The following is a 22,953-nucleotide window of genomic DNA, read 5'->3' as shown; positions in this document are numbered from 1 at the left end:
ACTCATCGGGATCCGAACTGGACAATCGCCGAAAAGGCCGAGGCCCCAGCCGAATTCGGCTGGGGCGTCGGGGGTGCTACCTACGACTTGCACGTCGAAGTGGAGCTCGGACTCGCACCCGCGCGTCGGCTTGTATCGAGGACTCGAATTTGGTCCTGCGACCAGCAGTTTCATGCTTTGCTCTTGTTGGCTATAACCCACGTTTGTGGCAATGCTGCGTGCTTTCTGCGCACCGACTGCCCTCGAACGGGTCCGTGCTCCGCCGGAGTAGCACCCGCCCTTGCGGGGTGCTCGGGGTTCAGGCTGGCACGGCTCCGACACGTTGGGCGAGCCTGCCGAGTTCGCCGGTGGTGAGTTCGCTTCGCGCCGAACGCATCATGTGCCCGACCAGTTCGCGCACATGCGTCATGTTGCGGACGTGCTGAGGCGCGGCGTGCTCGGCGCGCAGTAGCGCGTACAGCGAATCGCGGTAGTTGCGTTGCATGGCGTATGCGCGGCCGATTTCCACGAAGTACTGTGCCCGACGGCCCTCGGCTGGCAGCTCGGCCGGAGACAGCGTCGGTGCCAGCCGGAGCACCTGTCCCGGCTCCCGGCGTTCCATCGCGGCCGACATGCGCCACAACGCGACGTTGGCCTTGCCGAAGGTCGGATTGCGCAGGATAGAGGTACCTGGTTCAGCGTGCGGAAGCCGGTCGGCCTGCTCGGCAGCTGCCGCAAGATGCGGTTCCGGATCACCCCCCATGGCCGCAGTCACCAATGACGCTTGCAAGTGCAGCATCCCCAGCGTCTCGACTTCGCCGAGCGTCCGCACGTCCGGCGCGATCCGCTCGGCGGTGTCCTCGGCGTACGCCAGTGCGGACGGCAGCGAGCCGGGCCGCGCCAACAGGACTTGACTGCGTGCGAAGGCGGTTGCGGCGAGAGCCGCTGTGCCGCCGATGGCCTCGGCTGCCCGCTCGGCCTGCTGCGCCGCAGTCCAGGACAACGCGGGGTAGCCACGCGCCTTCAATGCTGCCGCCGTGGTGTGCGCGATGGTGGCGAGCACATCCCACGCTCGGTCACGGTCAGCGCCCGTTGCATCCCGCAAGTACCGGTAGCAGTCGGTGAGCATGGGCGCGATCATCGGCCCGAGGGCGGCGTAATCGGTATCTATGCGGAGTTTGGCCGCGTGCTGCGCGGCGGTGGCCAACTCGTCGAGAGTTCGTGGCGGCCCAGTCGGTGTGGCGTTGCCCTCGGTCCATAGCGCGGTCTCGATATCGGGGACAGACATGTGGAACCCGGCGGCCGACGGGTCGAGCTTGTCTTGTTCGTGGCCGGTCAGGTCGCCAACCGTCACGCCCAGGGCCTGGGCCAGCGCGTAGAGAACACGGCGCGAATCTACCGGGCGTTCCCCGTTTTCGTACTTGGCGATAGCGCCACGACTGAGGCCGACCCGATCAGCAAGCACCTGTTGAGAGATCCCGCGCCGGGCACGAATTGCGCGCACCTGGCGGCCGACAAAGCGGCCCTCGTCTGGTTCGTAGTCGGACATGTGTGCACTTCCCTGGGACGGCACTAGAACCTCATGCTATCGGGAGTGTCCCGCTGCGGGACAATCCGCGCCTCTCCCCTTGCCACGCTAATCGTGGCCCCCGCCGCCGGGTCGTGGCTGAAACTTCCGATCCGGCTCCTCGGCGGTGGGTGCCCTCCAACGACGGACGGGGCGCGCGATGGGCGAGAACAGCAAGCTGCCGCAACGAGTGGTGCATGTCGACAACGGCGGGGTGAAACACCCGACGCTCGAATACACCGCCGCACCACATATCGTCTTGAACTTCCTTGCCGCACTACGAATCTCGAACCCCGACTACCGGGTTGAGATTCAGCCCGTCGACGACCCGGACGGCAATGTGCCACCCACTCCGCTGTGGCAGCTGCGGGCTTGGGACTGCCGATGAACGAGTTCATCGCGTTCGGGCTCGGCCTCCTGAGCATCCTCGCGTCCATCGGAGCCGGGTACTACCGCGACGGCCGCACCCGCTCCGACAAGAGGAAGTCGTCATGACCTGGGAATGGGGTTTGGCCATCGTGATCGGAATCCCGCTCGCGGTCTTCCTCGCCGCCACCTTCTGGCCGCAGCGGATTCCGAAGGGCCGCTCCGTGCACGAGATTCAGCAGCGCATCGAAGGCGAAGACGATGTGCCGGGACAGTGAGGGTCTCGATTGCAGCGTCTGCTCGGAGACGGCAGTCGTTTCCTTACCGGTAGACGTCTGATCGCTTCGCGACGATGTAGATCGTGACCAACTGCGCGTCGTCGTCGATCTCGTACACAATGCGGTATCGGCCGATCCGAACACGCCAATCGCTGTGGCTGCCAACCAGTTTCTTCGCGCCGGAAGGCCGCGGCTCGGCACTCGGACCGATGATGGCCTGCAGGGCGGTTTCGAACACATCGCGCGGGAGCTTCTGGAGCTGTTTGAGCGTGTCGGGATGGAAGGCGATCTTCACGACGCGAGGACCGTCTCCGGGTCGATGCCCAGTGCCTCGATCATCTCCGACATCGACATCGTCTCGAAGGGCGTTTCGCGCATCCGGCGCAGCCGCAGCGCGTCGGCAACGTCGGCGTGCTCGTGCAACCGCTCGTAGTCGGCCATGCTGATGAGCACGGCCACCTCGGTACCGCTGTCGGTGATCACGACCTCCTCCCCGGTCGCGGCGACCTCACGGACGATCGTGCCGAGCTTGGCTCGCAGATCCTTCAAGCTCTGTGTACTCATGTTAAACCCGAGTCGTTCGTGTCGGGTGGACACCGACCAACCTCCCCTTCCTCGACCGGGACCGTACTCATCGGGATCCGAACTGGACAACCGCCGAAAATGCCGAGGCCCCAGCCGAATTCGGCTGGGGCCTCGGAGGTGCTGTCTACGACTTACACGTCGAAGTAGAGCTCGAACTCGTACGGGTGCGGCCGCAGGTTCACCGGCGCGATCTCGTTATCGCGCTTGAGCTGGATCCAGGTCTCGATCAGGTCCTCGGTGAACACGTTGCCCTCGGTGAGGTAGTCGTGGTCCTGTTCGAGGCGGTCGATGACCGAGGCCAGGCTGGTGGGGGCCTGCGGGATGTTCTTGGCCTCCTCCGGCGGGAGCTCGTAGAGGTCCTTGTCGACGGGGGCCGCGGGCTCGATCTTCTTCTTGATGCCGTCCAGGCCGGCCATCAGCATCGCGGCGAAGGCCAGGTACGGGTTGCCCGAGGAGTCGGGGGCGCGGAACTCGATGCGCTTGGCCTTCGGGTTGTTGCCCGTGACCGGAATGCGCACGGCCGCAGAGCGGTTGCGCTGCGAGTACACCAGGTTGATCGGGGCCTCGTAGCCTGGGACCAGGCGGTGGTAGGAGTTCACGGTCGGGTTGGTGAACGCCAGCAGCGACGGGGCGTGGTGCAGGATGCCGCCGATGTACCAGCGCGCCAGATCCGACAGGCCGCCGTAGCCGGCCTCGTCGTGGAACAGCGGCTTGCCGTCCTTCCACAGCGACTGGTGCACATGCATGCCCGAGCCGTTGTCGCCGAACAGCGGCTTCGGCATGAAGGTGACGGTCTTGCCCTCGGCCCAGGCGGTGTTCTTGACGATGTACTTGAACAGCATCAGATCGTCGGCCGCGCCGAGCAGCGTGTCGAAGCGGTAGTTGATCTCGGACTGACCGGCGGTGCCGACCTCGTGGTGGCCGCGCTCGAGCTCGAAGCCCGCGTCCTGCAGGTTGGTCGAGATCTTGTCGCGCAGATCCACGTAGTGGTCGTACGGCGCGACGGGGAAGTAGCCACCCTTGTTGCGGACCTTGTAGCCGCGGTTGAGCGTGCCGTCCGGGTTGAACTCCGCGCCGGTGTTCCAGGAGCCCGAGACCGATTCGATCTCGTAGAAGGCGCCGTTGATGGCCGAGTCGTAGCGGATCGAGTCGAAGATGTAGAACTCCGCCTCGGGACCGAAGTACGCGGTGTCGGCGATACCGGTCGAGCGCAGGTACTCCTCGGCCTTACGCGCGATGTTGCGCGGGTCGCGGCTGTAGGCCTCGCGGGTGAACGGGTCGTGCACGAAGAAGTTCAGATTCAGCGTCTTGGCGGCGCGGAACGGATCGATGCGGGCGGTGCCGAAATCGGGCAGCAGCAGCATGTCCGACTCGTCGATCGACTGGAAGCCACGCACCGAGGATCCGTCGAACGCCAGACCCTCCTCGGCCAGGTCGGCCGTGAAAGCCTTCGCCGGGATCGAGAAGTGCTGCTGCACACCGGGGAGGTCGGTGAACCGGACGTCGACGTACTCGACCTCCTCCTCCTTGATGTACTTGATGACCTCGTCGGCCGTGCTGAACGCCACTTAGTACTCCTTACGGATCGGTTCCCAGCCGGTGCAGCATGCTGGGTGTCGTCGTCGCAGAACGCTATGGATGCGGTGTTTCCCGGCAATCAAGATTGTGTTTCGCCAGTGTTACGCGTGCCGCTCAGCGCGAGACCACGATGTTCTCGCACCTCGCGCGGGGTTTGGCCGGTGGCCCGATGGGTGCCGACCGGTATGCATATCCTGCCATCAGTCGAGCGCGGGCGCTCGGTATCAGCTGAGCCAGCCCAGGTCTCGCGCGGCGGCGGCTCGCTCCGGGTGCGCGATGCCGCCGCTTGTGCATTCGTAGCCGGGCGGGCCGCGGATGTGTCCGCATGGCGGCGCTGCCTAAGCTGGAACCCATGGCACGAATCACCGGTTCCTGGCTGTCCGGGCCGAATGCGGCAGATCCGGGGGAACCCGCGCCCGACGAGTACGCGGGCAAGTTGCTGGGTCTGCCGCGGTCCGGCGCCGGATCGCTGGCCTCGATGTTCCGCCGCATCGTCGCGCTGTTCGTGGACTGGTTCATCGCGATGGGGATCGCCGCGCTGATCGTGCACGGCAGCGGTTCGCTCAATACCGTCACGCTGCTGGTGTGGTTCGTGATCGGCGTGGTCACGGTGACGCTGTTCGGCTTCACCCCCGGCCAGTTCTTCCTGCGGATGCGCGTGCTCCGCATCGACGCTGATGCCCCCGTGGGCTTCGTGCGCGCCCTGGTCCGTCAGGTCCTGTTGATCTTCGTGGTGCCCGCCCTGTTCACCGATTCCGACGGGCGTGGCATGCACGACCGCGCGACCGGCACCGCCCTGATCCGGCTGCGCTGAAAAGCGTTGCCCGCGTTCGGCTGGGGTGGATTTCCCAGTCGAACACGGGCAACGGGTGATCAGCTGGCGACGAGCCGGCCCATCGAATGGATCTCGTTCACGTCACCGCCGGTGATGAACGACCAAGGGGCGGTGAAGAATCCGCTGTCGCCCCAGTTGGCGCCCCAGGAGTTCTCGATGGTGACGCCGTTTTCGCCATAGGCCACGATCGTCACCTCGTGACCGCCGAGAATCTTCTCGTTGTCGGACGGATTGTAATACGAGTTGCTCTTGTTCAGGCTCTCGAAACTCTGCCTGACCTGGAATCCGATCGGGACCGGCAGGCCGGAGGAGATCGCACGCTTGATGTTGTCCACCCGATCGCCGTGGGTCAGATCCTTGTTGCCGGAGATCTTGTAATGCGCGGCGTTGGCGCGTTCCTTCGCGGTGGGCTGAGTGGTGTAATCGAAATCGCCCTGCCAGTAATCGGATTTGGTGTCGATGCCCTGCTGCTGTTCCATCGGCAGCGCGACCGAGGCCCAGGTGCCGTTGTCGTTGCCCTTGGCGATCTGCGCGTAGATGAACATCGGGGCCATCGGGCCGCCCTTGATGTTCTGCTCGTTCATCAGCAGGCCGTAGGCGGTGTATCCGGTCGCCCACGTCACGCACGACCCCACCTGACCTTGATTGCCCGGGGACAGTGCGTATTTCCGTAGCGAATAGGTCGCCGGCGGTGTGACGGAGCCGACGCGGACCGGCAATGCCGTTCCGACGCTGGTATCGCCCTTGGCCTCGGCGGCTTGGGCGCCTCGGACGTCGAGACCGAAGGAATGACCAGTCGACGGGGCCGGGGCCGCGGATGCGATCCCCGCCGACACGATTCCTACGCCCAAGGCGAACGAGAGCGCGAGAGGTAAACATGAATTGCGCATTGAATCTCCTGGGATGAATACGCCGGGGTGGTGTTCCCGACGACATCAATATCTGCCCGGATCGCTTGTGGGACAAGGATGTTCAAAACACCCGCGCTATCGCCGCGCGGATCGGGGGAGATATCGTGATTCACAGGGGATGGGTGCGCTTGTGCGGCGTCGATACGACGAAGGCCCGCGTCCCCGATGGGACGCGGGCCTTTCTACGACATCAACTCAGCGGCGGCGGATCGTGCGCTGCACGCCGCGCATCTTCGCGCCCGCGGGCAGCGGACCCTTGGGCAGGGCCGGGCCGCCGCGGGTGGCCAGCGCGGACAGGCGGCCCTCGATGAGGTCCATGCGCTTGGTGTCGATGTTGCGGGGGAGTTTGGTGAGGTAGCGCTGCAGCTCCTTGAGCGGGATCTGGCCCTCGTCGTTGCCGATGATGATGTCGTAGATGGGTGTGTCGCCGACCAGGCGGGCGGTGCGCTTCTTCTCCTGTGCCAGAAGGGATTTCACGCGCTGGGGCGATCCCTCGGCGATCAGGATGACGCCCGGCAGGCCGATGGCGCGGTGCACGGCGTCGAGCTGGGTGGTGGCGGCGATGCCGTTGGTGACGCGCCACTTGCCCTGCAGATTCTCCAGCACCCACGCGGCCGCGCCCGCCTGGCCCTCGGCCTTGGCGTACACGTTCTTCTGCACGCGGCGGCCGAAGATGATGAACGCCACCAGCGCGCCCAGCAGCAGACCGATCGGCAGCAGGAACCACTGCAGATGCACGAACAGGCCGATCACGAACAACACCAGGGCGATGCCGAGGAATGCGCCGATCATCAACGGCAGCAGCAGTTTGTCTTCCTTGCGCTGCATCTGGAACGCCTGCCAGAGCTGCTGACGCCGCTCCTTCGACGCCTGCTTGCGCGCCGCCTTCGCCGCGGCCTTCGCTTCCTTCGACGGCTTACCGCCCTTACCTGCTGCCATGGCTCTCAGGATAGTGGGAACCGCGCGCTGCTCACGCCGAGGCCCTGGCCTGGGCGCGGACGGTATCGGCGATCGGGGCGGGCATGGCCTCGTGCCGGGTGTAGGCCCGGGTGAACTGGACCGCGCCGTGCGAGATCGACCGCAGGTCGATGGCGTAACGGCTCAGTTCCAGCTCGGGCACCTCCGCGCGGATCACCGTGCGCCCGGCGCTGACCGGTTCGGTGCCCAGCACGCGACCGCGGCGGCTGGACAGATCCGACAGCACCGCGCCGACGTAGTCGTCGGACACCGTGACCCGCACCTCCGCGATCGGCTCGAGCAGGTTGAGCTTGGCCGCCGCGGCGGCCTCGCGCAGCGCCAGCGCGCCCGCGGTCTGGAACGCCGCATCCGAGGAGTCCACCGAATGGGCCTTGCCGTCGTAGAGGGTGATCCGCACGTCGACCAGCGGGCAGCCGGTCACCACGCCGCGGGCGGCCTGGGCGCGCACACCCTTCTCCACCGACGGAATGAACTGGCGCGGAACGACTCCGCCCACCACCTTGTCCACGAATTCGATGCCCGAACCCCCCGGCAGCGGCGCCACCTCGATCTCGCAGATGGCGTACTGGCCGTGACCGCCGGACTGTTTGACATGGCGCCCGCGGCCGATCGCGGTGGTGGCGAAGGTCTCGCGCAGCGCCACCCGATGATCGACCACATCGACCTGCACGCCGAACCGCGACCGCAGCCGTTCGAGGGCCACCTCGCGGTGCGCCTCGCCCAGACACCACAGCACCAGCTGATGGGTCTGGCCGTTCTGCTCGAGGCGCACGGTCGGATCCTCGGTGACCAGGCGGCCCAGGCCCTGGGACAGCTTGTCCTCGTCGGCCTTGCTGTGCGCGCGGATGGCCACCGGCAGTAGGGGTTCGGGCATGGGCCAGGGCTCGATCAGCAGGGGAGTGTCCTTGGCGGACAAGGTGTCTCCGGTCTCGGCGTGGCCTAGTTTGGTGACGCAGGCGATATCGCCGGCGATGGCCTGACCGAGCGGGCGCTGCTGTTTACCGAACGGGGCCGAGACCGCTCCCACCCGCTCGTCCAGGTCGTGACCGCGCTCGACGTCGGGGCCGTGGCCCGAGACGTGCACCATATCGTCGGGGCGCAGTGTGCCGGAGAACACCCGCACCAGCGACAGCCGCCCGACATAGGGGTCGGAGGCGGTGCGGATCACCTCGGCGGCCAGCGGTGCGGCCGGATCGCAGGTCAGCGGCGTGGGGCCCGATCCGTCCGAGGGGCAGCTCGCCGCGACGGGATGTTCTGCGGGCGTGGGGAATCCGCGCGTGGCCAGATCGAGGATCTCGACCATGCCCAGGCCTTGGCGCGCACCCTCCGGCGGGGGCGCGGCGATCAGGATCGGATGGAAGCTGCCGCGCGCGACGGCGCGTTCCAGATCGGTGACGAGCGTGGTGAGATCTATCTCCTCGCCCGCCAGATAGCGGTCCATGAGGGTCTCGTCCTCGCTCTCGGCGATGATGCCCTCGATGAGGCGGCCGCGGGCGCTGTCGATCAGCTCGGCCTGTTCGGCGGTGGGTTCGGTGCGGGTGTGCTCACCCGCGGAGTAGTCGAAGACCCGCTGGGTGAGCAGATCGATCAGGCCGGTGACGGGCCGGTGGCCGTCGGCGGATTTGGGGCCGTAGACCGGAAGATGCAGGGGCAGCATGCTTTCCGACGCGCCGCCGCCGAGGATGTCGCGGCAGGTGCGGGCCATCTCCTCGAAATCGGCGCGGGCGGCGTCGAGATGGGTGATGACCAGTGCGCGGGGCATGCCGACCGCGGCGCATTCCTCCCACAGGGCCAGGGTCTGACCGCTCACCCCCGTGGCCCCTGCGGCGGCCGATATCACGAAAAGGGCCGCATCCGCTGCTCGCAGACCGGCCCGCAATTCGCCGACGAAATCGGCATATCCTGGAGTATCCAGCAGATTGATCTTGATCCCGTCCCAGTACACGGGGATCACCGACAGCTGGACCGAACGATGTTGTCGCTGTTCGATATCGTCGTAGTCCGACACACACGTGCCGTCCTCGACCCGCCCGGCTCGGGTCACCGCGCCGGTGGCCACCGCGAGCGCCTCCACCACGGTGGTTTTCCCGGATCCGCTGTGGCCGACCAGCACCACATTGCGGATATCCGCCGGACGCTCGACCGTCGCCACTCTGCCGTTGCCGCCGACAGCTGCGCTCGCCTTCTCGACCATGACACCCTCGATCCCCGGGTACGACATGTGCGGTTAATCCGAGCTTCCCACCGTGGACCACAGATTGTCAGCAATTCGAAAGATCCCGCGACAGCGTGGGATCCGGGGATGCGGATAACAAACCCGCGGGTCGGCGGCGAACCGGACCCGCGGGTGTGGTGTCGGATCGGTCAGGAACCGAAGCGGGCCAGCACCGAGGTGGCCTCCTGCGAGGCGCTGCCCTCCGCGGCGAGATGAGCCATCTCCGCGGGCAGTTCGCGGCCGTGGTGGGCCAGGGCCTGGGCGTAGAGGCGACCGGCGCGGTAGGAGGAGCGGACCAGCGGGCCCGCCATGACGCCGGCGAAGCCGAGTTCCGTTGCGACGCGGGAGTGTTCGACGAACTCCTCCGGCTTGACCCAGCGGTCGACCGGATGGTGGCGCGGGGAGGGGCGCAGATACTGGGTGATGGTCAGGATGTCGCAGCCCGCCTCGTGCAGGTCGCGCATGGCCTGGGTCACTTCCTCGGGGGTCTCGCCCATGCCGAGGATGAGGTTGGACTTGGTGACCAGTCCGTCCGCGCGGGCCGCGGTGATCACGGCCAGGGAGCGCTCGTAGCGGAAGGCCGGGCGGATGCGCTTGAAGATGCGCGGGACCGTCTCCACGTTGTGCGCCAACACCTCCGGACGGGAGGAGAAGACCTCGGCCAGCTGGTCCGGATCGGCGTTGAAGTCGGGGATCAGCAGTTCCACGCCCGTATTGGGGTTGAGCCGCTTGATCGCGCGCACGGTCTCGGCGTAGAGCCAGGCGCCGCCGTCGTCGAGGTCGTCGCGGGCCACGCCGGTGATGGTGGAGTAGCGCAGGCCCATCGCCTGCACGCTCTCGGCGACGCGGCGGGGCTCGTCGCGGTCCAGCGCGGCGGGCTTACCGGTGTCGATCTGGCAGAAGTCGCAGCGGCGGGTGCACTGTTCGCCGCCGATCAGGAAGGTGGCCTCGCGGTCCTCCCAGCATTCGAAGATGTTCGGACAGCCCGCCTCCTCGCAGACCGTATGCAGCCCTTCCCGTTTGACCAGGCCCTTGAGTTCGGAATACTCCGGGCCCATGGTCGCGCGGGTGCGGATCCACTTCGGTTTGCGTTCGATCGGCGTTTCGGCGTTGCGTGCCTCGATGCGAAGCAGCTTGCGTCCGTTCGGCTGAGCTGGATTCAGCCCGCCGTCCTTCGGTGTCGGGGTGTCGACTGAGGTCACTGGACCGATGCTACGCCGCCGTCATCCGGCCTTGGCGGGTGCTCCGGCACCGGCGCCGACGGGTGTGACGCGCGCAATAGTGTGATCGGTGACGGGCAGCTCACCGTCGAGGGCGCGAATGATGGCCTGGGCCACCAGCGGTCGCACCTGCGCCACGGTCACCTCGCGGCGCAGCTCGGCGCTCAGGGTGGTGACCCCGGCGTCGCGAATGCCACAGGGCACGATCGCCTGGAAGCCGTCGAGGGCGGAGTTGCAGTTGAGCGAGATGCCGTGCAGGGCCACGCCGCGCTGCACGCGCACGCCGATCGCGGCCACCTTGCGTTCGGGTTGCAGATCGTTCGCCGGAACCCAGACCCCGGAGCGGCCCGCGACCCGGCCGCAGCGCACGCCCAGGCTGGTGCATACGCAGATCAAGGCCTCCTCGAGGCGGCGCACGTAGTGGACCACGTCGACCGGTTCGGCCAGTCGCACGATCGGATAGCCGACCAACTGGCCCGGACCGTGCCAGGTGATCTTGCCGCCGCGGTCGACCTGCACCACCGGGCTGCCGTCCATCGGCATATCCTCCGGTTCGGTGCGGCGGCCCGCGGTGAAGACCGCCGGATGCTCGAGCAGCAGCAGCCGATCGTGCCCACGGCCCTCGGCTCGTTCGGCGGCGATGCCGCGCTGCAGATCCCAGGCCCGCTGATAGTCGATGACGCCGAGGTCCTCGACGGCCAGGGGAGTCCGGTCGTAGCGGGCGGATTCGACCGCATGCCGCGGCACCGGGATCACCGGATGGGCCGAGGTATCGGTCGGGGATGTGGACGGCTCGCTCACGACGTCGACGGTACGCCATCGCCGTCGGCCGCTGTGACGGGACCGGACAGCGTGAGCTGCATGAGCGTGAGATCCAGCCAGCGGCCGAACTTGTGCCCGACCTCGGGCAGCTCGCCGACCGTGCGGAAGCCGAACTTCTCGTGCAGGCGAATGGATGTCGCATTGGCCGATTCGATCGCCGCGACCACCGCGTGGACGGCACCGGACCGCCGCGCCCGTTCGAGCAGTTCGGTGAGCAGCGCGGTGGCCACCCCGCGCCCCTGGAACCGATCGGCCACATAGACCGAATTCTCCACAGTGAACCGGAATCCGACCTTGGGCCGCCACTGCGAGTATGTGGCGTAACCCACGACCACACCCTCGATCTCGGCCACCAGCACCGGATACCCCGCCGCTACCCGCGCACGCCACCACGCACTCCGCTCGGCGAGATCCACCGGCTCGGAGTCCCAGATCGCCGTCGTCTCGGCGATAGCCGCGTTATGAATCACCACAACCTCGGGAAGATCCCCCTCCCGAGCATCCCGAACAACCACCTGCCCAACCACCGCCCCACGGTAACCAACCCCCCGGCACACCCCCACCCCCGCACCCTTTCCCGCGCTCCGCACCCTCTGTGGGCGCCCGCAACGGGTGCGAAGCGCGGGAAAGGGTGCGGGGATCGGGGTGGGGGATGCGTTGGGCGGGTTCAGGAGTCGCGGTCGAAGAGCGCGGCGAGGGCCTGGCCGATGGTCTGGTGGTGGAAGGTGTAGCCCGCCTCCTCCAGGACCGTGGGGATGGCGCGCGGGCCGTGCAGGATGGCCTCCTGGGCGAATTCGCCGATCAGCAGGCGCAGGGCGACGGCGGGGACCACCAGGGCAGCGGGGCGGTGCAGGGCGCGGGCCAGGGCGCGGCTGAATTCGGCGTTGGTGACCGGCGCGGGGCCGACCATATTCACCGGGCCGCGAATCGTGTCGTGGGTGAGCGCGAATCGGATGCCGCCGATCTCGTCGTCGAGGGAGATCCACGGCACGTACTGGCGGCCGTTGCCGAGGCGGCCGCCGAGTCCGAGCGAATACAGCGGTTCCAGCATGTTGAGCATGCCGCCGTGCCGGGACAGCACCACCGCGCTGCGCAGCAGCACCACGCGCACCCCGGCCTCGGCGGCGGGGCAGGCGGCGGCCTCCCAATCGGCGCACAGCGCACCCAGGAAACCCGTTCCGGCCGAAGCGGATTCGGTGACCACCCGATCACCGGTGCCGCCGCCGTAGTAGTGCACACCGCTGGCGTTGATGAGCGTCGGCACCCCCGCGGCGGCGACCGCTGTGGCCAGCACATCGGTCGGCGTGATCCGGCTGTCGCGCAGCTGCTGTTTGTAGCCGCCGCTCCAGCGGCGCGCGCCGATTCCGGCCCCGCACAGGTTGATCACGGCATCCGCGCCGCGCAGGGCCCGTTCGGGCACCTGCGCCCGGACGGGATCCCAGCCGAACTCGTCGCGGGCGGCGGCGGGACGGCGCACGAGCCGCAGCACCTCGTGCCCGTCGCGGCGCAGGGCCGCCACGAGCGCCGTCCCGATCAGCCCGGACGAGCCGGCGATCACAACCTGCATGCGGTGGAACTACTTACAGTCCCAGATCGGCTTCGAACGCCGCTTCCTCGAGCCGGTGCTTGATCGTGGTGAGGAAGCGTCCGGCGTCGGCGCCGTCGATGAGCCGGTGGTCGTAGGTCAGCGGCAGGAAGCACATCGACCGGATGCCGATGAACTCGTCGCCGTTGTCCGCGATCACCATGGGCCGCTTGACGATCGCACCGGTGCCCAGCATGCCCGCCTGCGGCGGAAGCAGGATCGGGGTGTCGAACAGCGCGCCCTGGCTGCCGATGTTGGTGATCGTGAAGGTGCCGCCCGCCAGCTCGTCGGGCTTCAGGCCGCTGGTGCGGGCGCGGCCCGCGATATCGGCGATCGCCCGGGCCAGGCCGGCCAGCGACAGGTCGCTGGCGTTGTGGATGACCGGGGAGAGCAGGCCCTGCTCGGTGTCCACGGCGATGCCGAGGTGGACCGCCGAGTGGTAGGTGATCTCCTTGGTGTCCTCGTTGTAGGACGCGTTGACGTTCGGGTGCACGCCCAGCGCCTCGACCGCGGCCTTGGCGAAGAACGGCAGGAACGTCAGGTTGACGCCCTCGCGCTTGGCGAACGCGTCCTTGGTCTTCGCCCGCAGCGCAGCGATCTTGGTGACGTCGACCTCGAAGGTCTGGGTCAGCTGCGCGGTGGTCTGCAGCGATTCCAGGGTCTTGGCCGCGGTGATCTGGCGGATGCGGCTGGCCTTCTGCGTGGTGCCGCGCAGCGCCTGCAGCTGCGGACGCACACCGGCCGGGGCCGAGGCGGCCGCGGCGGGAGCCTTCGGCGCGGCGGCCGGGGCCGACGGAGCCGAGGCGGGCGCGGGCGCCTGCTTGGTCTCGGCCGCCGCGAGCACGTCCTGCTTGCGGATGCGACCGCCGACGCCGGAGCCCTGCACCGAGGCGAGGTCGACGTTGTGCTCGGTGGCCAGCTTGCGGACCAGCGGGGTCACGTAGGGGGCCTCACCGTTGCCCGATGCCTCGGCCGGGGCCGCGACCGGAGCCGGGGCGGGCTGCGGCTTGGGCTGCGGCGCTTCGGCCTTGGGCTGCGGCGCGGGGGCCGGCTTGGGCTCGGGCTGCGGGGCCGCCTGCTGCACCGGTTCCGGCTTGGGCGCCGGGGCCGGTGCGGGCTGGGCGGCGGGCTGACCGCTGCCGATCACACCGAGCTGACCGCCGACGGCGACGACATCGTCCTCCTGCGCGGTGATCTCCAGCAACGTGCCGGCGACCGGCGAGGGGATCTCGGTGTCGACCTTGTCGGTGGACACCTCGAGCAGCGGCTCGTCGACCGCGACATCGTCGCCGACCTGCTTGAGCCAGCGGGTGACGGTGCCCTCGGTGACGGATTCGCCGAGCTCGGGCATCTTGACCGAGGTGCCCGATGCGGCACCGGTCGAGGCGGCGGGCTGGGCCGCGGGCTGCGGGGCGGGCTGCTGGGCCGGGGCGGGCTGCGGTGCGGGTTGCGGGGCCGGGGCCTGCTCGGCCTGCGGGGCCGGGGCCGACTGCGCGGCGGGCGCCTCGTTGGCGTCGCCGATCACACCCAGCTCGCCACCGACGTCGACGACGTCGTCCTCCTTGGCCACGATCTTGGTGAGCACACCTGCCACGGGCGAGGGGATTTCGGTGTCGACCTTGTCGGTGGACACCTCGAGCAGGGGCTCGTCGACCTCGACCGTGTCTCCTTCCTGCTTCAGCCACCTGGTCACAGTGCCCTCGGTGACGCTCTCACCAAGAGCTGGCATCTGGACGGAGAAGGCCATGTCCGTTGACTCCTCTAACTGCTCGACGGGTCTACAACAGTTCGTCTCTCGGCGGGCTCCCGCCGCGGGTTGCGGCGAATGTCCTGACGCCACCGAAGGTTCTGTGTGGCACCGGAGATCTGTGGTTCTTGTTCCGACTTCCCATCCTTGCACTCGCCGACTCGGCCCGTGGCACAGGGCGGCCGTGTTGGGCGGGGATGCCGGACCGGGCGGTCGTCGGGTATGTCCCGATTCCTGGCACTATCGATGCACCGGGTGTGAACATCTCCGGTGCAGGAAGAGGAGGTGGGCGGAGATGGGTTTGCTGGATCGTTTCCGCCGCGGCGGACCGGGCGGCATCACCGATGCGACCGACGCCCGGTACCTGGCGGATTGGGTGCACACCCACATCGGCGTCGAGGCATACATAGAACCGAAGACGACTGTGACCGATGTCACAGTAGTTTTAATAGCCGCGGACGGCGAATGGACCCGTCGCATAGTCGGCGAACAGGGCGCCCGCCGCCTGTCCGGCTGGCTCGGTGTCCCCGTCTACGACGCGGCCCGCACCGGCTACCCGCAACGCATGCGCGACTATGACGCCCGCCGCCGCATCGAGCGCAAACGGGCCCTGGAGAACGAACTGCGCGACCGATCGGACTGACCCCGTCGCCCGGCCTTGCGGCCAGTCGACGGGGTCAACATCCCCATCTCATCCCGCGTGAGGTGCTCTTTCTCATCTCATGCGAGGTGCTTCCCGCTTCCCGCGCGAGTTGCTCCTCTTTTCTTTGTCCCCGCCGAGCGAAGCGAGGCGGGGTGGACGGGGCTATTCCGCGGCGATGTCGTCCAGCACCGCGATGAGGGTGCGGACCGGGACGCCCGTGCCGCCCTTGCCGGTGTAGCCGAACGGGCTGCCGGTGTTGTAGGCCGGGCCGGCGACGTCGAGGTGGGCCCAGCCGACGTTCTCGGGGACGAACTCCTTCAGGAACAGGCCCGCCGAGAGCATGCCGCCGTAGCGGTGCGGGGCGACATTGGCCAGGTCGGCGACCTTGGAGTTGATATCGGCGCGTAGTTCCGTGGGAAGGGGCATGGCCCAGGCGTTTTCGCCGATCCGCTGAGAGATGCGGGCCACCCGATCGCGGAATTCCTCGGTGCCCATCACGCCCGGGGTGCGGGTGCCCAGCGCGACCATCTGGGCGCCGGTCAGGGTGGCGACGTCGATGAGGTAGTCCGGATCGTCCTCGCCCGCACGGACGATGGCGTCGGCCAGGATCAGCCGCCCCTCGGCGTCGGTGTTGATGACCTCGACCGTGATGCCGCCGTACTGGGTGAGTACGTCACCCGGCCGCTGCGCGGTGGAGGACGGCATGTTCTCGGCCATCGGCACGGTCGCGATGACCGTGATCGGCAGGCTCAGCCGCGCCGCCAGCAGCGTGGTGGCGATGACCGCCGCCGCACCGCCCATATCGGAGGTCATGATCTCCATATTCGCGGCGGGCTTGATGGAGATGCCGCCGGTGTCGAAGGTGATGCCCTTGCCGATCAGGGCGACCTTCTTGTCACCGCCGCGATAGGTGATGCGGATCAGCCGCGGCCCCCGCGAGGAGCCCTTGCCGACGCCGAGGATGCCGCCGTAACCGCCTGCCGCCAAGGACTTTTCGTCGAGCACCTCGACCTCGAGCCCGGCCGCCTCGGCCAATTGCTGTGCCCGGGAAGCGAATTCTGCCGGGAACAGATGGCTCGGCGGGGTGTTCACGAAATCGCGCGTGGTCGCGACGGCCTCGGCGATCGCCTGCGCCCGGAACAGCTCCTGCTCACCGGATTCCGGTGTGGGAACAAGGAATTCGACCCGCCGCACCGGCTGCTCGTCCGGCTTGGGCGCGGACTTGCCGGACTTGAACGAGGTGAAGGTGTAGGCCCCCAGATAGAACCCCTCGGCCGCCGCACCCAGATCCAGCCCCGACAGCGTGGTGACCGCGGTCCCGACCCCGGCCAGCGCCCGCCCCGCGACACCCGCGGACTTGCGCACCTGCTCGGCATCCGCCTTCTCCGCGGCACCGAGCCCGACGGCCAGCACGCTGGTCACCCCCAGCCCCTCCGGCGCGGGCACCCGGGTCAACTCCTCGGCCTTCCCCTTGGCTCCCACCGCCCGCAACTGCTCGATCAGCCCGTCGCGCGCATCACCCAACACGTCCTCGAACGCATCCGACGGCGCCAATTCCGGCCCCTCCGCACCGCTGAACAGCCCCACGACAAGCACATCGGCATCCCCGATACCAACCACACGAACCAGTTCCGGCCCGAGCGAACGATCTGCAACTCCAGTCATGCGGACCAGGCTACTGAACGGCCCCGCCGAGCTCGTCCGCCGGGAAGTACCGTCTTGCGACCTGTCGAAGAGTGAGGTCCGCTGGGGTGGAATCGGCCGGTTAAGCTCGCGTCGTGACCGAGACGAACCTGCTGCAAGGCCCGATTCACAACGTGCATGTCGAGCTGGGTGCGAGCTTCGCGCCGTTCGGAGGCTGGGAGATGCCCGTCCAGTACGGCGGGACGGTGGCCGAACATACCGCCGTGCGGACGAGCGTCGGGGTGTTCGATGTGAGTCATCTCGGCAAGGCGACCGTGGCGGGGCCGGGGGCGGCGGCATTCGTGAACTCGGCGTTGACCAATGATCTGGGGCGTATTCGGCCGGGTAAGGCCCAGTACACGCTGTGCTGCACGCCCGAGGGCGGTGTGATCGACGATCTGATCGCGTACTACGTGAGCGAGGACGAGGTCTTCCTGGTTCCCAATGCCGCCAATACCGCGGCGGTGGTGGCCGAACTGCGTAAGGCCGCTCCGGAGGGGATCACCGTCACCGAACAGCACCGCGATTACGCGGTCTTCGCGGTGCAGGGGCCGAAGTCGGCGGAAGCGCTTGCCGCCCTGGGTCTTCCGACCGATATGGAGTACATGGCCTACGCCGACGCCGAATGGGACGGCCGCCCGGTGCGGGTGTGCCGCACCGGCTACACCGGCGAGCACGGCTACGAGCTGCTGCCGCGCTGGGCCGATGCCGAACCGGTGTTCCGCGCGCTGATCGAGCGGGTGCGGGCGCTCGGCGGCGAGCCCGCGGGCCTCGGCGCCCGCGACACCCTGCGCACCGAGATGGGTTATCCCCTGCACGGACATGAACTGTCGCTCGACATTTCGCCGGTGCAGGCCCGCTGCGGCTGGGCAGTCGGCTGGAAGAAGGCCGAGTTCTGGGGCAAATCCGCTCTGGAACAGGAGAAGTCGGCCGGACCGCGGCGAATCCTGATGGGGCTCAAGGCACTCGATCGCGGAGTGCTGCGCCAGGGGCAGGCCGTGCTGCGCGGCGAGGAGACCGTCGGCGAGACCACCTCGGGCACCTTCTCGCCCTCGCTGAAGGTCGGTATCGCGCTGGCCCTGCTCGACACTGCCGCGAATCTCGAGCCGGGCGATCAGGTCGAGGTCGATGTGCGCGGCCGTCGCCTGCGCGCGGAGGTCGTGCGGCCACCGTTCGTGACCCCGCACACTTCGTGAGCGGGGCCAGGGTCGGGATTGTGAGCGGGGCCAGGGTCAGGATTGTGAGCGGGGCCAGGGCCAGGATTGAGCGGGCCAGGGCCAGGGCCAGAGTCGGGATCGTGAGCGGGGGCAGGCTCGGATCGTGAGCGGGCCCGGGATCGAGCGGGGCCGGGATCGTGAGCCGGGCCAGGGCCGGGATGTAGCGCATAGAGCGTGTCGCCCATAGGGAATCGGAGTCGACCGGACGTTGCTGAGCAATCTGCACAGCACGTCCGGTTCCTTCTATCCGGGATGCCGGACCGGGCATCGCGCAGCGGGTGCTGCGTTCTAGGATCAGGATCATGACCGTTGCTGCGCAGTTCACCCGTGTTCCGCATCCCGCTCCGACGCCCGCGCAGCGGCGGCAGGAAATCCTCGCGGCGCCCGGCTTCGGGCGGTACTTCACCGATCACATGGTCACCCTCGACTACCTCGACGGACAGTGGGGCAACGGCCTCGTCGAGCCCTATGCTCCGCTCACGCTGGACCCGGCGACCATGGTGTTCCACTACGGCCAGGCCATCTTCGAGGGTCTCAAGGCCTATCGGCAGTCCGACGGCAGCATCGCGACCTTCCGCATCGACGCCAATGCCGCTCGTATGCAGCGCTCGGCGCGCCGCATGGCGATGGCCGAACTGCCCGAGGAGCTGTTCATCGAATCGGTGCGCCAGCTGCTCGAGGTCGACGGTGACTGGGTGCCCGCGGCGGGCGGCGAGGATTCGCTGTATCTGCGGCCGTTCCTGGTCGCCACCGAATCCGGCCTGGGCGTCAAGCCCGCCGAGGCATACAAGTTCCTCCTGCTGGGATCGCCTGCGGGAGCGTACTTTCCGCGCGGGCTGAAGCCGGTGCGGGTGTGGTTGTCCACCGAATACGTGCGGGCCGCGCCCGGCGGCACCGGCGAGGCGAAGGTCGCGGGCAACTACGCGGCCTCACTGCTGGCGCAGAAGCAGGCCGCCGAGAAGGGCTGCGATCAGGTGGTCTGGCTGGACGCGTGCGAGCACCGCTACGTCGAGGAGATGGGCACCAACAACCTGTTCTTCGTCTTCGGCTCCGGCTCGCAGGCGCGGCTGGTGACCCCCGAACTGTCCGGTTCGCTACTGCCCGGCATCACCCGCGACTCACTGATCACACTGGCCGCCGACGCCGGCTACAAGGTCGAGGAGCGCAAGATCTCCGTCGAAGAATGGCGCAAGGGCGTCGAATCGGGGGAGATCACCGAGGTGTTCGGCTGCGGTACCGCCGCGGTGGTCATCCCGGTCGCCTCGGTCCGCTCGGCCGAGGGTGAATTCACCATCGGCAACGGCGAACCGGGCGAGGTGACCATGGCCCTGCGCGATACGTTGACCGGCATCCAGCGCGGCACGTTCGCCGATATCCACGAGTGGATGCGCAAGCTGGCCTGACGCTAGCCGGGCATGAGCATGTGCCATTGGTCGAGGGTCGTCGGGCGCAGCACGTAGTTGTTGTCGCGCACCGACGACAGCGCGGCACTGGGCTCCTGGGAATACCAATGGCCCGGGTACACGACCGGATCGCCCGAGAGGCCTGCGAGATAGCGCAGGCTGCGGAACATCTCGTCGGAGTCGCCGCCCGGGAAATCGGTGCGTCCGCATCCGTCGATGAATAACGTGTCCCCGGCGACGAGGCGATTGTCGAACAGGAAGCATTGACTGCCCGGCGTATGTCCGGGCGTATGCAGCATCTCGATCTCCAGATCGCCGACGCCGAGCTTGTCGCCGTGCTCGTGTCCGGTCAGCGCGCTCGGCTCGATACCGGTGACATTGGCGACCCACGGCAGTTCCAGCTGCTGCACATGCACCGGCACATCGATGCGTTCCAGCAGTTCACGCACGCCGCGCAGGGTGAAGCCGAGCATCGACCCGCCGACATGATCGGGATGGTGATGGGTGACCAGCACACCGGTCAACCGCAGCCCGTCGCCCTCGGCGATATCCACCAGATCCCCTGCCGCATAGGCGGGATCGACCACCACGCATTCGCCGGTCTCCCGGTCGCCGATCAGATACGCGAAGTTGCGCATCTGAGTGGCGAGCGGATCGCCGACGGCCCAGTCCCGGCCGGACAGCAGCTGACGGAAGTACATATGGTCGGATCCCATGCACACCAGCCTATGGCCCGCCGGCGAATTCGACGCATCCGCCCGCGCTGTGAACCGTCACTGCGCGGGCGGACCAGGATTCGGATATCGCCGCCGGTTTCGCGAATTGCCCGGTTCGGCGTTGATGCGCCGCGAGTCAACCCGCGGCGCAGCGGTTTTCAGCGCAGCACAGTGCTGATTTCCTCGGCCGCCTCGGGGCCGTAGGCCCCGCGAATCCGCTCCAGGGCGCTGTCGCGGTCCAGCGACCACTCCTGCGGACCGTTGGTCTCGAGCACGAGAACGGCCACCAGCGAACCCAATTGAGCCGACCGCTCGAGGCTCAGTCCGGCCGTATGCCCGGTGAGGAATCCGGCCCGGAACGCGTCGCCGATACCGGTCGGATCGACCTTCGCCGACTCCGGTACCACCTCGACGTTGATCTCGGTGCCGTCGCGGTCGGTGATCTGCACGCCCTTCGCACCCAGCGTGGTGATCCGGATGCCGACGCGGCTATCGATCTCCTCGAGGGTCAGCCCGGACTTCTGTCGCAGCAGGCCCAGCTCGTACTCGTTGGTGAACAGATAGGTCGCGCCGTCGATCAGCTGTAGCGCCTGCGCGCCGTCGAGGCGGGCCAGCTGCTGGGAGGGGTCGGCGGCGAACGGGATGCCCAGCTCGCGGCATTCGGCGGTGTGGCGCAGCATCGCGTCGGGATCGTCGGCGCCGACCAGCACCAGTTCCAGCGTGCGGCCGCGGGTGACCTCCGCGAGGGAGATGTCGCGGGCCTCACTCATCGCACCCGGATAGAAGACGGCGATCTGGGCCATCTCCTCATCGGTCGTGCAGATGAACCGTGCGGTGTGCGCCTTCTGCGAGACGTGCACGGCCGAGCAGTCCACGCCGTGCTTCTCGAGCCACTCCCGGTATTCGCCGAAGTCGGGTCCGACCGCGCCGAGCAGCAGCGGTGCGCCGCCGAGCAGGCCCATGGCGTAGGTGATGTTGCCGGCCACGCCGCCGCGGCGGATCGACAGGTCGTCGACCAGGAAGCTCACCGATACGTGCTCGAGCTGGTCCGCCAGCAGCGCCTCGGAGAACCGGCCGGGGAAATTCATGAGGTGGTCCGTCGCGATGGATCCGGACACGGCGATGGTCACTGGGGGAATCCTTCGTGTGGTGCGCTGGGCGCGGGTTGTGCCCCAGGGATTCTCGACCCCCGGGCAGATATCAGCGCGGAGCCTCGACAGGGGGCTCCGCGCTGGGTCGACTCATCCGATCACGGGTGTCAGTTGAAGCTGTCGCCGCAGGCGCAGGAGCCGGTGGCGTTGGGGTTGTCGATGGTGAAACCCTGCTTCTCGATGGTGTCGACGAAATCGATCGACGCGCCCTGCACGTAGGGGGCGCTCATCCGGTCGACGGCCAGCTTGACGCCGCCGAAGTCGACGATGAGGTCGCCGTCGAGGGAGCGATCGTCGAAGAAGAGCTGGTAACGCAGACCGGCGCAGCCGCCGGGCTGCACCGCGATCCGCAGCGCCAGATCGTCGCGACCCTCCTGATCGAGCAGCGCCTTCGCCTTGAGGGCGGCGGCGTCGCTCAGAGTCACACCGTGGGTGGCGGTCTCGTTCTGCACAGTCATGAACTCTCCTAGGGACCTGTGTTACCCGTGAAACGGCTCGCGCCATGTCAACGCCACTTCGCGGGTGGCTATTTCCAATCTTGCCACTCGGATCGAGTCCACGGGCCTGTCGACCCCCCTCGAACCCCGAAACAAAACGGTTGTCGTCCTGGCGGGTGAACCGGATTTCCCGGCCGATCTGCTATCGAATAGCCTGGTCGGCGTGAAGTTCCTCCGCCGCGGCGACTCAAGCACCACCGACGACCTCGCCGACGATACCTCGGCCGCCACGACCGGCGGTTCCGACGGCGGCTCGGCCACCTCGCATCGGGCGGCCGTGCCCGCGACCGCGGGCAAGGGTAAGCCCACTCCCAAGCGTCGTGACGCGGAGAACCGCCGGCGTGGTCCGGTCGCGCCCGCGCCCCTGACGGCCAAGGAGGCCCGGGCCCGCCGCAAGGCCGTGCGTGGCAGTCGCGCGGAGCGTAAGGCGGCCTCCGCCGAGCGTCGTCGCGATGCCGCTGACCGTCGCCAACGCATGCTTGCCGGTGAGGACAAGTTCCTGCTGCCGCGTGATCGCGGGCCGGTGCGGGCCTATGTCCGTGATCTGGTGGACGCTCGGCGCAATCTGGTGGGGATGTTCATGCCGCTTGCGCTGGTGTTGATTCTGACCATGTTTCTTACCCCGGCCGTGCAGGCTTACATCACGCTGGCGATGTTGGTGATGATGGCGTTCATGATCGGGGAGGGGTTTTTGTTGGGGCGCATCATCAATCGGCGGGTGCGGGAGCGGTATCCCGAGCATGTCGAGTCGACTTGGTCGTTGGGGTGGTATGCGTTTGTGCGGGCTTCGCAGATTCGGCGGATGCGGGCGCCTAAGCCTCGGGTTACGCCGGGGACTGCTGTTTAGCTTCGCGTTGGCGGGGCCATGAGGGGTGTCGTTGGGCTGTGTTTTTGGCCTTCGCTTCGCTTCGGCGGGCTCGCGGCCCTGAGTCTCGCCGTTCAGCGCTCGAGACTCGCGCTTCGCGCATGCGCTTCGA

At 67.9% G+C, this 22,953-nt stretch carries 23 protein-coding genes; 7 read left to right on the top strand and 16 right to left on the bottom strand.

All coding sequences use genetic code 11. The features are described 5' to 3' along the window. Positions 1-298: 298 nt before the first annotated feature. On the bottom strand, positions 299-1,528 hold the full coding sequence (locus ACIA76_RS35110; RefSeq protein WP_397158298.1) for a helix-turn-helix domain-containing protein: 1,230 nt from the start codon (positions 1,526-1,528) through the stop codon (positions 299-301). A 178-nt stretch (positions 1,529-1,706) separates the two neighbouring features. On the opposite strand from ACIA76_RS35110, the gene ACIA76_RS35105 reads away from it, so the two are divergent. Next, a complete protein-coding gene (locus ACIA76_RS35105) occupies positions 1,707-1,934 on the top strand; it encodes a hypothetical protein (protein WP_397158296.1) in 228 nt (75 codons plus the stop codon). A 103-nt stretch (positions 1,935-2,037) separates the two neighbouring features. Beyond that, on the top strand, positions 2,038-2,190 hold the full coding sequence (locus ACIA76_RS35100) for a hypothetical protein (protein ID WP_397158294.1): 153 nt from the start codon (positions 2,038-2,040) through the stop codon (positions 2,188-2,190). Positions 2,191-2,233: 43 nt separating this feature from the next. Here the strand turns inward: ACIA76_RS35100 and ACIA76_RS35095 are convergent, their stop codons facing one another. From ACIA76_RS35095 to glnA, 3 genes are all read right to left on the bottom strand, one after another. Then, positions 2,234-2,485 (bottom strand): type II toxin-antitoxin system RelE/ParE family toxin, encoded by a 252-nt coding sequence (locus ACIA76_RS35095; protein WP_397158293.1) that lies wholly within the window; start codon positions 2,483-2,485, stop codon positions 2,234-2,236. Beyond that, positions 2,482-2,754 (bottom strand): type II toxin-antitoxin system Phd/YefM family antitoxin, encoded by a 273-nt coding sequence (locus ACIA76_RS35090; RefSeq protein ID WP_397158291.1) that lies wholly within the window; start codon positions 2,752-2,754, stop codon positions 2,482-2,484. Before ACIA76_RS35090 ends, ACIA76_RS35095 begins: the two co-directional genes overlap by 4 nt. A 152-nt stretch (positions 2,755-2,906) precedes the next feature. Then, positions 2,907-4,343, bottom strand: a complete 1,437-nt coding sequence (gene glnA, locus ACIA76_RS35085) for a type I glutamate--ammonia ligase (protein WP_397158289.1) — start codon at positions 4,341-4,343, stop codon at positions 2,907-2,909. Between the two features lie 362 nt (positions 4,344-4,705). Between glnA and ACIA76_RS35080 the strand changes: the two genes are divergently transcribed. Beyond that, entirely contained in the window at positions 4,706-5,167 is a 462-nt protein-coding gene (locus ACIA76_RS35080; RefSeq protein WP_397158287.1) for an RDD family protein, read from the top strand. Between the two features lie 59 nt (positions 5,168-5,226). On the opposite strand, the gene ACIA76_RS35075 is transcribed toward ACIA76_RS35080, so the two are convergent. The 8 genes from ACIA76_RS35075 to sucB form a co-directional block, all read right to left on the bottom strand. After that, positions 5,227-6,078: a C1 family peptidase gene (locus ACIA76_RS35075; RefSeq protein WP_397158285.1), complete on the bottom strand. Its 852-nt coding sequence runs from the start codon at positions 6,076-6,078 to the stop codon at positions 5,227-5,229. Positions 6,079-6,294: 216 nt separating this feature from the next. Beyond that, on the bottom strand, positions 6,295-7,038 hold the full coding sequence (locus ACIA76_RS35070; RefSeq protein WP_397158283.1) for a DUF4191 domain-containing protein: 744 nt from the start codon (positions 7,036-7,038) through the stop codon (positions 6,295-6,297). Between the two features lie 31 nt (positions 7,039-7,069). Beyond that, positions 7,070-9,271, bottom strand: a complete 2,202-nt coding sequence (locus ACIA76_RS35065) for an elongation factor G-like protein EF-G2 (protein ID WP_397158556.1) — start codon at positions 9,269-9,271, stop codon at positions 7,070-7,072. A gap of 170 nt (positions 9,272-9,441) precedes the next feature. Then, a complete protein-coding gene (gene lipA / locus ACIA76_RS35060) occupies positions 9,442-10,494 on the bottom strand; it encodes a lipoyl synthase (protein WP_397158281.1) in 1,053 nt (350 codons plus the stop codon). Between the two features lie 21 nt (positions 10,495-10,515). Then, the gene (lipB, locus tag ACIA76_RS35055; protein ID WP_397158554.1) at positions 10,516-11,259 is read right to left on the bottom strand and encodes a lipoyl(octanoyl) transferase LipB; all 744 of its coding nucleotides are present in this window, start codon (positions 11,257-11,259) and stop codon (positions 10,516-10,518) included. Between the two features lie 50 nt (positions 11,260-11,309). Further along, positions 11,310-11,849, bottom strand: coding sequence for a GNAT family N-acetyltransferase (locus tag ACIA76_RS35050; protein WP_397158279.1), 540 nt, complete (start codon positions 11,847-11,849; stop codon positions 11,310-11,312). A gap of 152 nt (positions 11,850-12,001) precedes the next feature. Beyond that, positions 12,002-12,901, bottom strand: coding sequence for a TIGR01777 family oxidoreductase (locus tag ACIA76_RS35045; RefSeq protein WP_397158277.1), 900 nt, complete (start codon positions 12,899-12,901; stop codon positions 12,002-12,004). A gap of 13 nt (positions 12,902-12,914) precedes the next feature. After that, positions 12,915-14,666 (bottom strand): 2-oxoglutarate dehydrogenase, E2 component, dihydrolipoamide succinyltransferase, encoded by a 1,752-nt coding sequence (gene sucB, locus ACIA76_RS35040; protein WP_397158275.1) that lies wholly within the window; start codon positions 14,664-14,666, stop codon positions 12,915-12,917. A 295-nt stretch (positions 14,667-14,961) separates the two neighbouring features. On the opposite strand from sucB, the gene ACIA76_RS35035 reads away from it, so the two are divergent. Beyond that, on the top strand, positions 14,962-15,309 hold the full coding sequence (locus tag ACIA76_RS35035; protein WP_397158273.1) for an oxidoreductase: 348 nt from the start codon (positions 14,962-14,964) through the stop codon (positions 15,307-15,309). A gap of 162 nt (positions 15,310-15,471) precedes the next feature. Here ACIA76_RS35035 and ACIA76_RS35030 read toward each other — a convergent pair whose 3' ends face one another. Then, entirely contained in the window at positions 15,472-16,974 is a 1,503-nt protein-coding gene (locus ACIA76_RS35030; protein ID WP_397158271.1) for a leucyl aminopeptidase, read from the bottom strand. Between the two features lie 113 nt (positions 16,975-17,087). On the opposite strand from ACIA76_RS35030, the gene gcvT reads away from it, so the two are divergent. Together gcvT and ACIA76_RS35020 are read left to right on the top strand one after the other, a co-directional pair. Continuing rightward, positions 17,088-18,188: a glycine cleavage system aminomethyltransferase GcvT gene (gene gcvT, locus ACIA76_RS35025; protein WP_397158269.1), complete on the top strand. Its 1,101-nt coding sequence runs from the start codon at positions 17,088-17,090 to the stop codon at positions 18,186-18,188. Positions 18,189-18,511: 323 nt separating this feature from the next. Beyond that, complete coding sequence (locus ACIA76_RS35020; RefSeq protein WP_397158267.1) at positions 18,512-19,612, top strand: branched-chain amino acid aminotransferase; 1,101 nt, start codon at positions 18,512-18,514, stop codon at positions 19,610-19,612. A 2-nt stretch (positions 19,613-19,614) separates the two neighbouring features. Here ACIA76_RS35020 and ACIA76_RS35015 read toward each other — a convergent pair whose 3' ends face one another. The 3 genes from ACIA76_RS35015 to ACIA76_RS35005 all read right to left on the bottom strand — a co-directional run bounded on the left by ACIA76_RS35015 (position 19,615) and on the right by ACIA76_RS35005 (position 21,937). Beyond that, entirely contained in the window at positions 19,615-20,328 is a 714-nt protein-coding gene (locus tag ACIA76_RS35015; RefSeq protein ID WP_397158265.1) for an MBL fold metallo-hydrolase, read from the bottom strand. A 158-nt stretch (positions 20,329-20,486) separates the two neighbouring features. Beyond that, positions 20,487-21,458, bottom strand: coding sequence for a carbohydrate kinase family protein (locus ACIA76_RS35010; RefSeq protein ID WP_397158263.1), 972 nt, complete (start codon positions 21,456-21,458; stop codon positions 20,487-20,489). A gap of 128 nt (positions 21,459-21,586) precedes the next feature. Continuing rightward, the gene (locus ACIA76_RS35005; RefSeq protein ID WP_397158261.1) at positions 21,587-21,937 is read right to left on the bottom strand and encodes a HesB/IscA family protein; all 351 of its coding nucleotides are present in this window, start codon (positions 21,935-21,937) and stop codon (positions 21,587-21,589) included. 202 nt (positions 21,938-22,139) lie between these two features. Between ACIA76_RS35005 and ACIA76_RS35000 the strand changes: the two genes are divergently transcribed. After that, a complete protein-coding gene (locus ACIA76_RS35000; protein WP_397158259.1) occupies positions 22,140-22,823 on the top strand; it encodes a DUF3043 domain-containing protein in 684 nt (227 codons plus the stop codon). Positions 22,824-22,953 lie beyond the last annotated feature (130 nt).

The sequence above is a fragment of the Nocardia sp. NPDC051570 genome, assembly GCF_044454005.1.
Classification (GTDB): Bacteria; Actinomycetota; Actinomycetes; order Mycobacteriales; family Mycobacteriaceae; genus Nocardia.
The sequence above is the reverse complement of the archived record's forward strand: the minus strand, read 5'-3'. Positions and strand labels throughout refer to the sequence as shown.

Excerpts from the sequence above, each read along its gene's own strand:
- ACIA76_RS35080 (WP_397158287.1), top strand. The coding sequence starts at position 4,706 with ATGGCACGAATCACCGGTTCCTGGCTGTCCGGGCCGAATGCGGCAGAT.
- ACIA76_RS35005 (WP_397158261.1), bottom strand. The coding sequence starts at position 21,937 with ATGACTGTGCAGAACGAGACCGCCACCCACGGTGTGACTCTGAGCGAC.
- ACIA76_RS35105 (WP_397158296.1), top strand. The coding sequence starts at position 1,707 with ATGGGCGAGAACAGCAAGCTGCCGCAACGAGTGGTGCATGTCGACAAC.
- ACIA76_RS35045 (WP_397158277.1), bottom strand. The coding sequence starts at position 12,901 with ATGCAGGTTGTGATCGCCGGCTCGTCCGGGCTGATCGGGACGGCGCTC.
- ACIA76_RS35090 (WP_397158291.1), bottom strand. The coding sequence starts at position 2,754 with ATGAGTACACAGAGCTTGAAGGATCTGCGAGCCAAGCTCGGCACGATC.
- ACIA76_RS35020 (WP_397158267.1), top strand. The coding sequence starts at position 18,512 with ATGACCGTTGCTGCGCAGTTCACCCGTGTTCCGCATCCCGCTCCGACG.
- ACIA76_RS35065 (WP_397158556.1), bottom strand. The coding sequence starts at position 9,271 with ATGGTCGAGAAGGCGAGCGCAGCTGTCGGCGGCAACGGCAGAGTGGCG.
- sucB (WP_397158275.1), bottom strand. The coding sequence starts at position 14,666 with ATGGCCTTCTCCGTCCAGATGCCAGCTCTTGGTGAGAGCGTCACCGAG.
- ACIA76_RS35110 (WP_397158298.1), bottom strand. The coding sequence starts at position 1,528 with ATGTCCGACTACGAACCAGACGAGGGCCGCTTTGTCGGCCGCCAGGTG.
- ACIA76_RS35015 (WP_397158265.1), bottom strand. The coding sequence starts at position 20,328 with ATGGGATCCGACCATATGTACTTCCGTCAGCTGCTGTCCGGCCGGGAC.
- ACIA76_RS35075 (WP_397158285.1), bottom strand. The coding sequence starts at position 6,078 with ATGCGCAATTCATGTTTACCTCTCGCGCTCTCGTTCGCCTTGGGCGTA.
- ACIA76_RS35030 (WP_397158271.1), bottom strand. The coding sequence starts at position 16,974 with ATGACTGGAGTTGCAGATCGTTCGCTCGGGCCGGAACTGGTTCGTGTG.
- ACIA76_RS35035 (WP_397158273.1), top strand. The coding sequence starts at position 14,962 with ATGGGTTTGCTGGATCGTTTCCGCCGCGGCGGACCGGGCGGCATCACC.
- ACIA76_RS35070 (WP_397158283.1), bottom strand. The coding sequence starts at position 7,038 with ATGGCAGCAGGTAAGGGCGGTAAGCCGTCGAAGGAAGCGAAGGCCGCG.
- ACIA76_RS35100 (WP_397158294.1), top strand. The coding sequence starts at position 2,038 with ATGACCTGGGAATGGGGTTTGGCCATCGTGATCGGAATCCCGCTCGCG.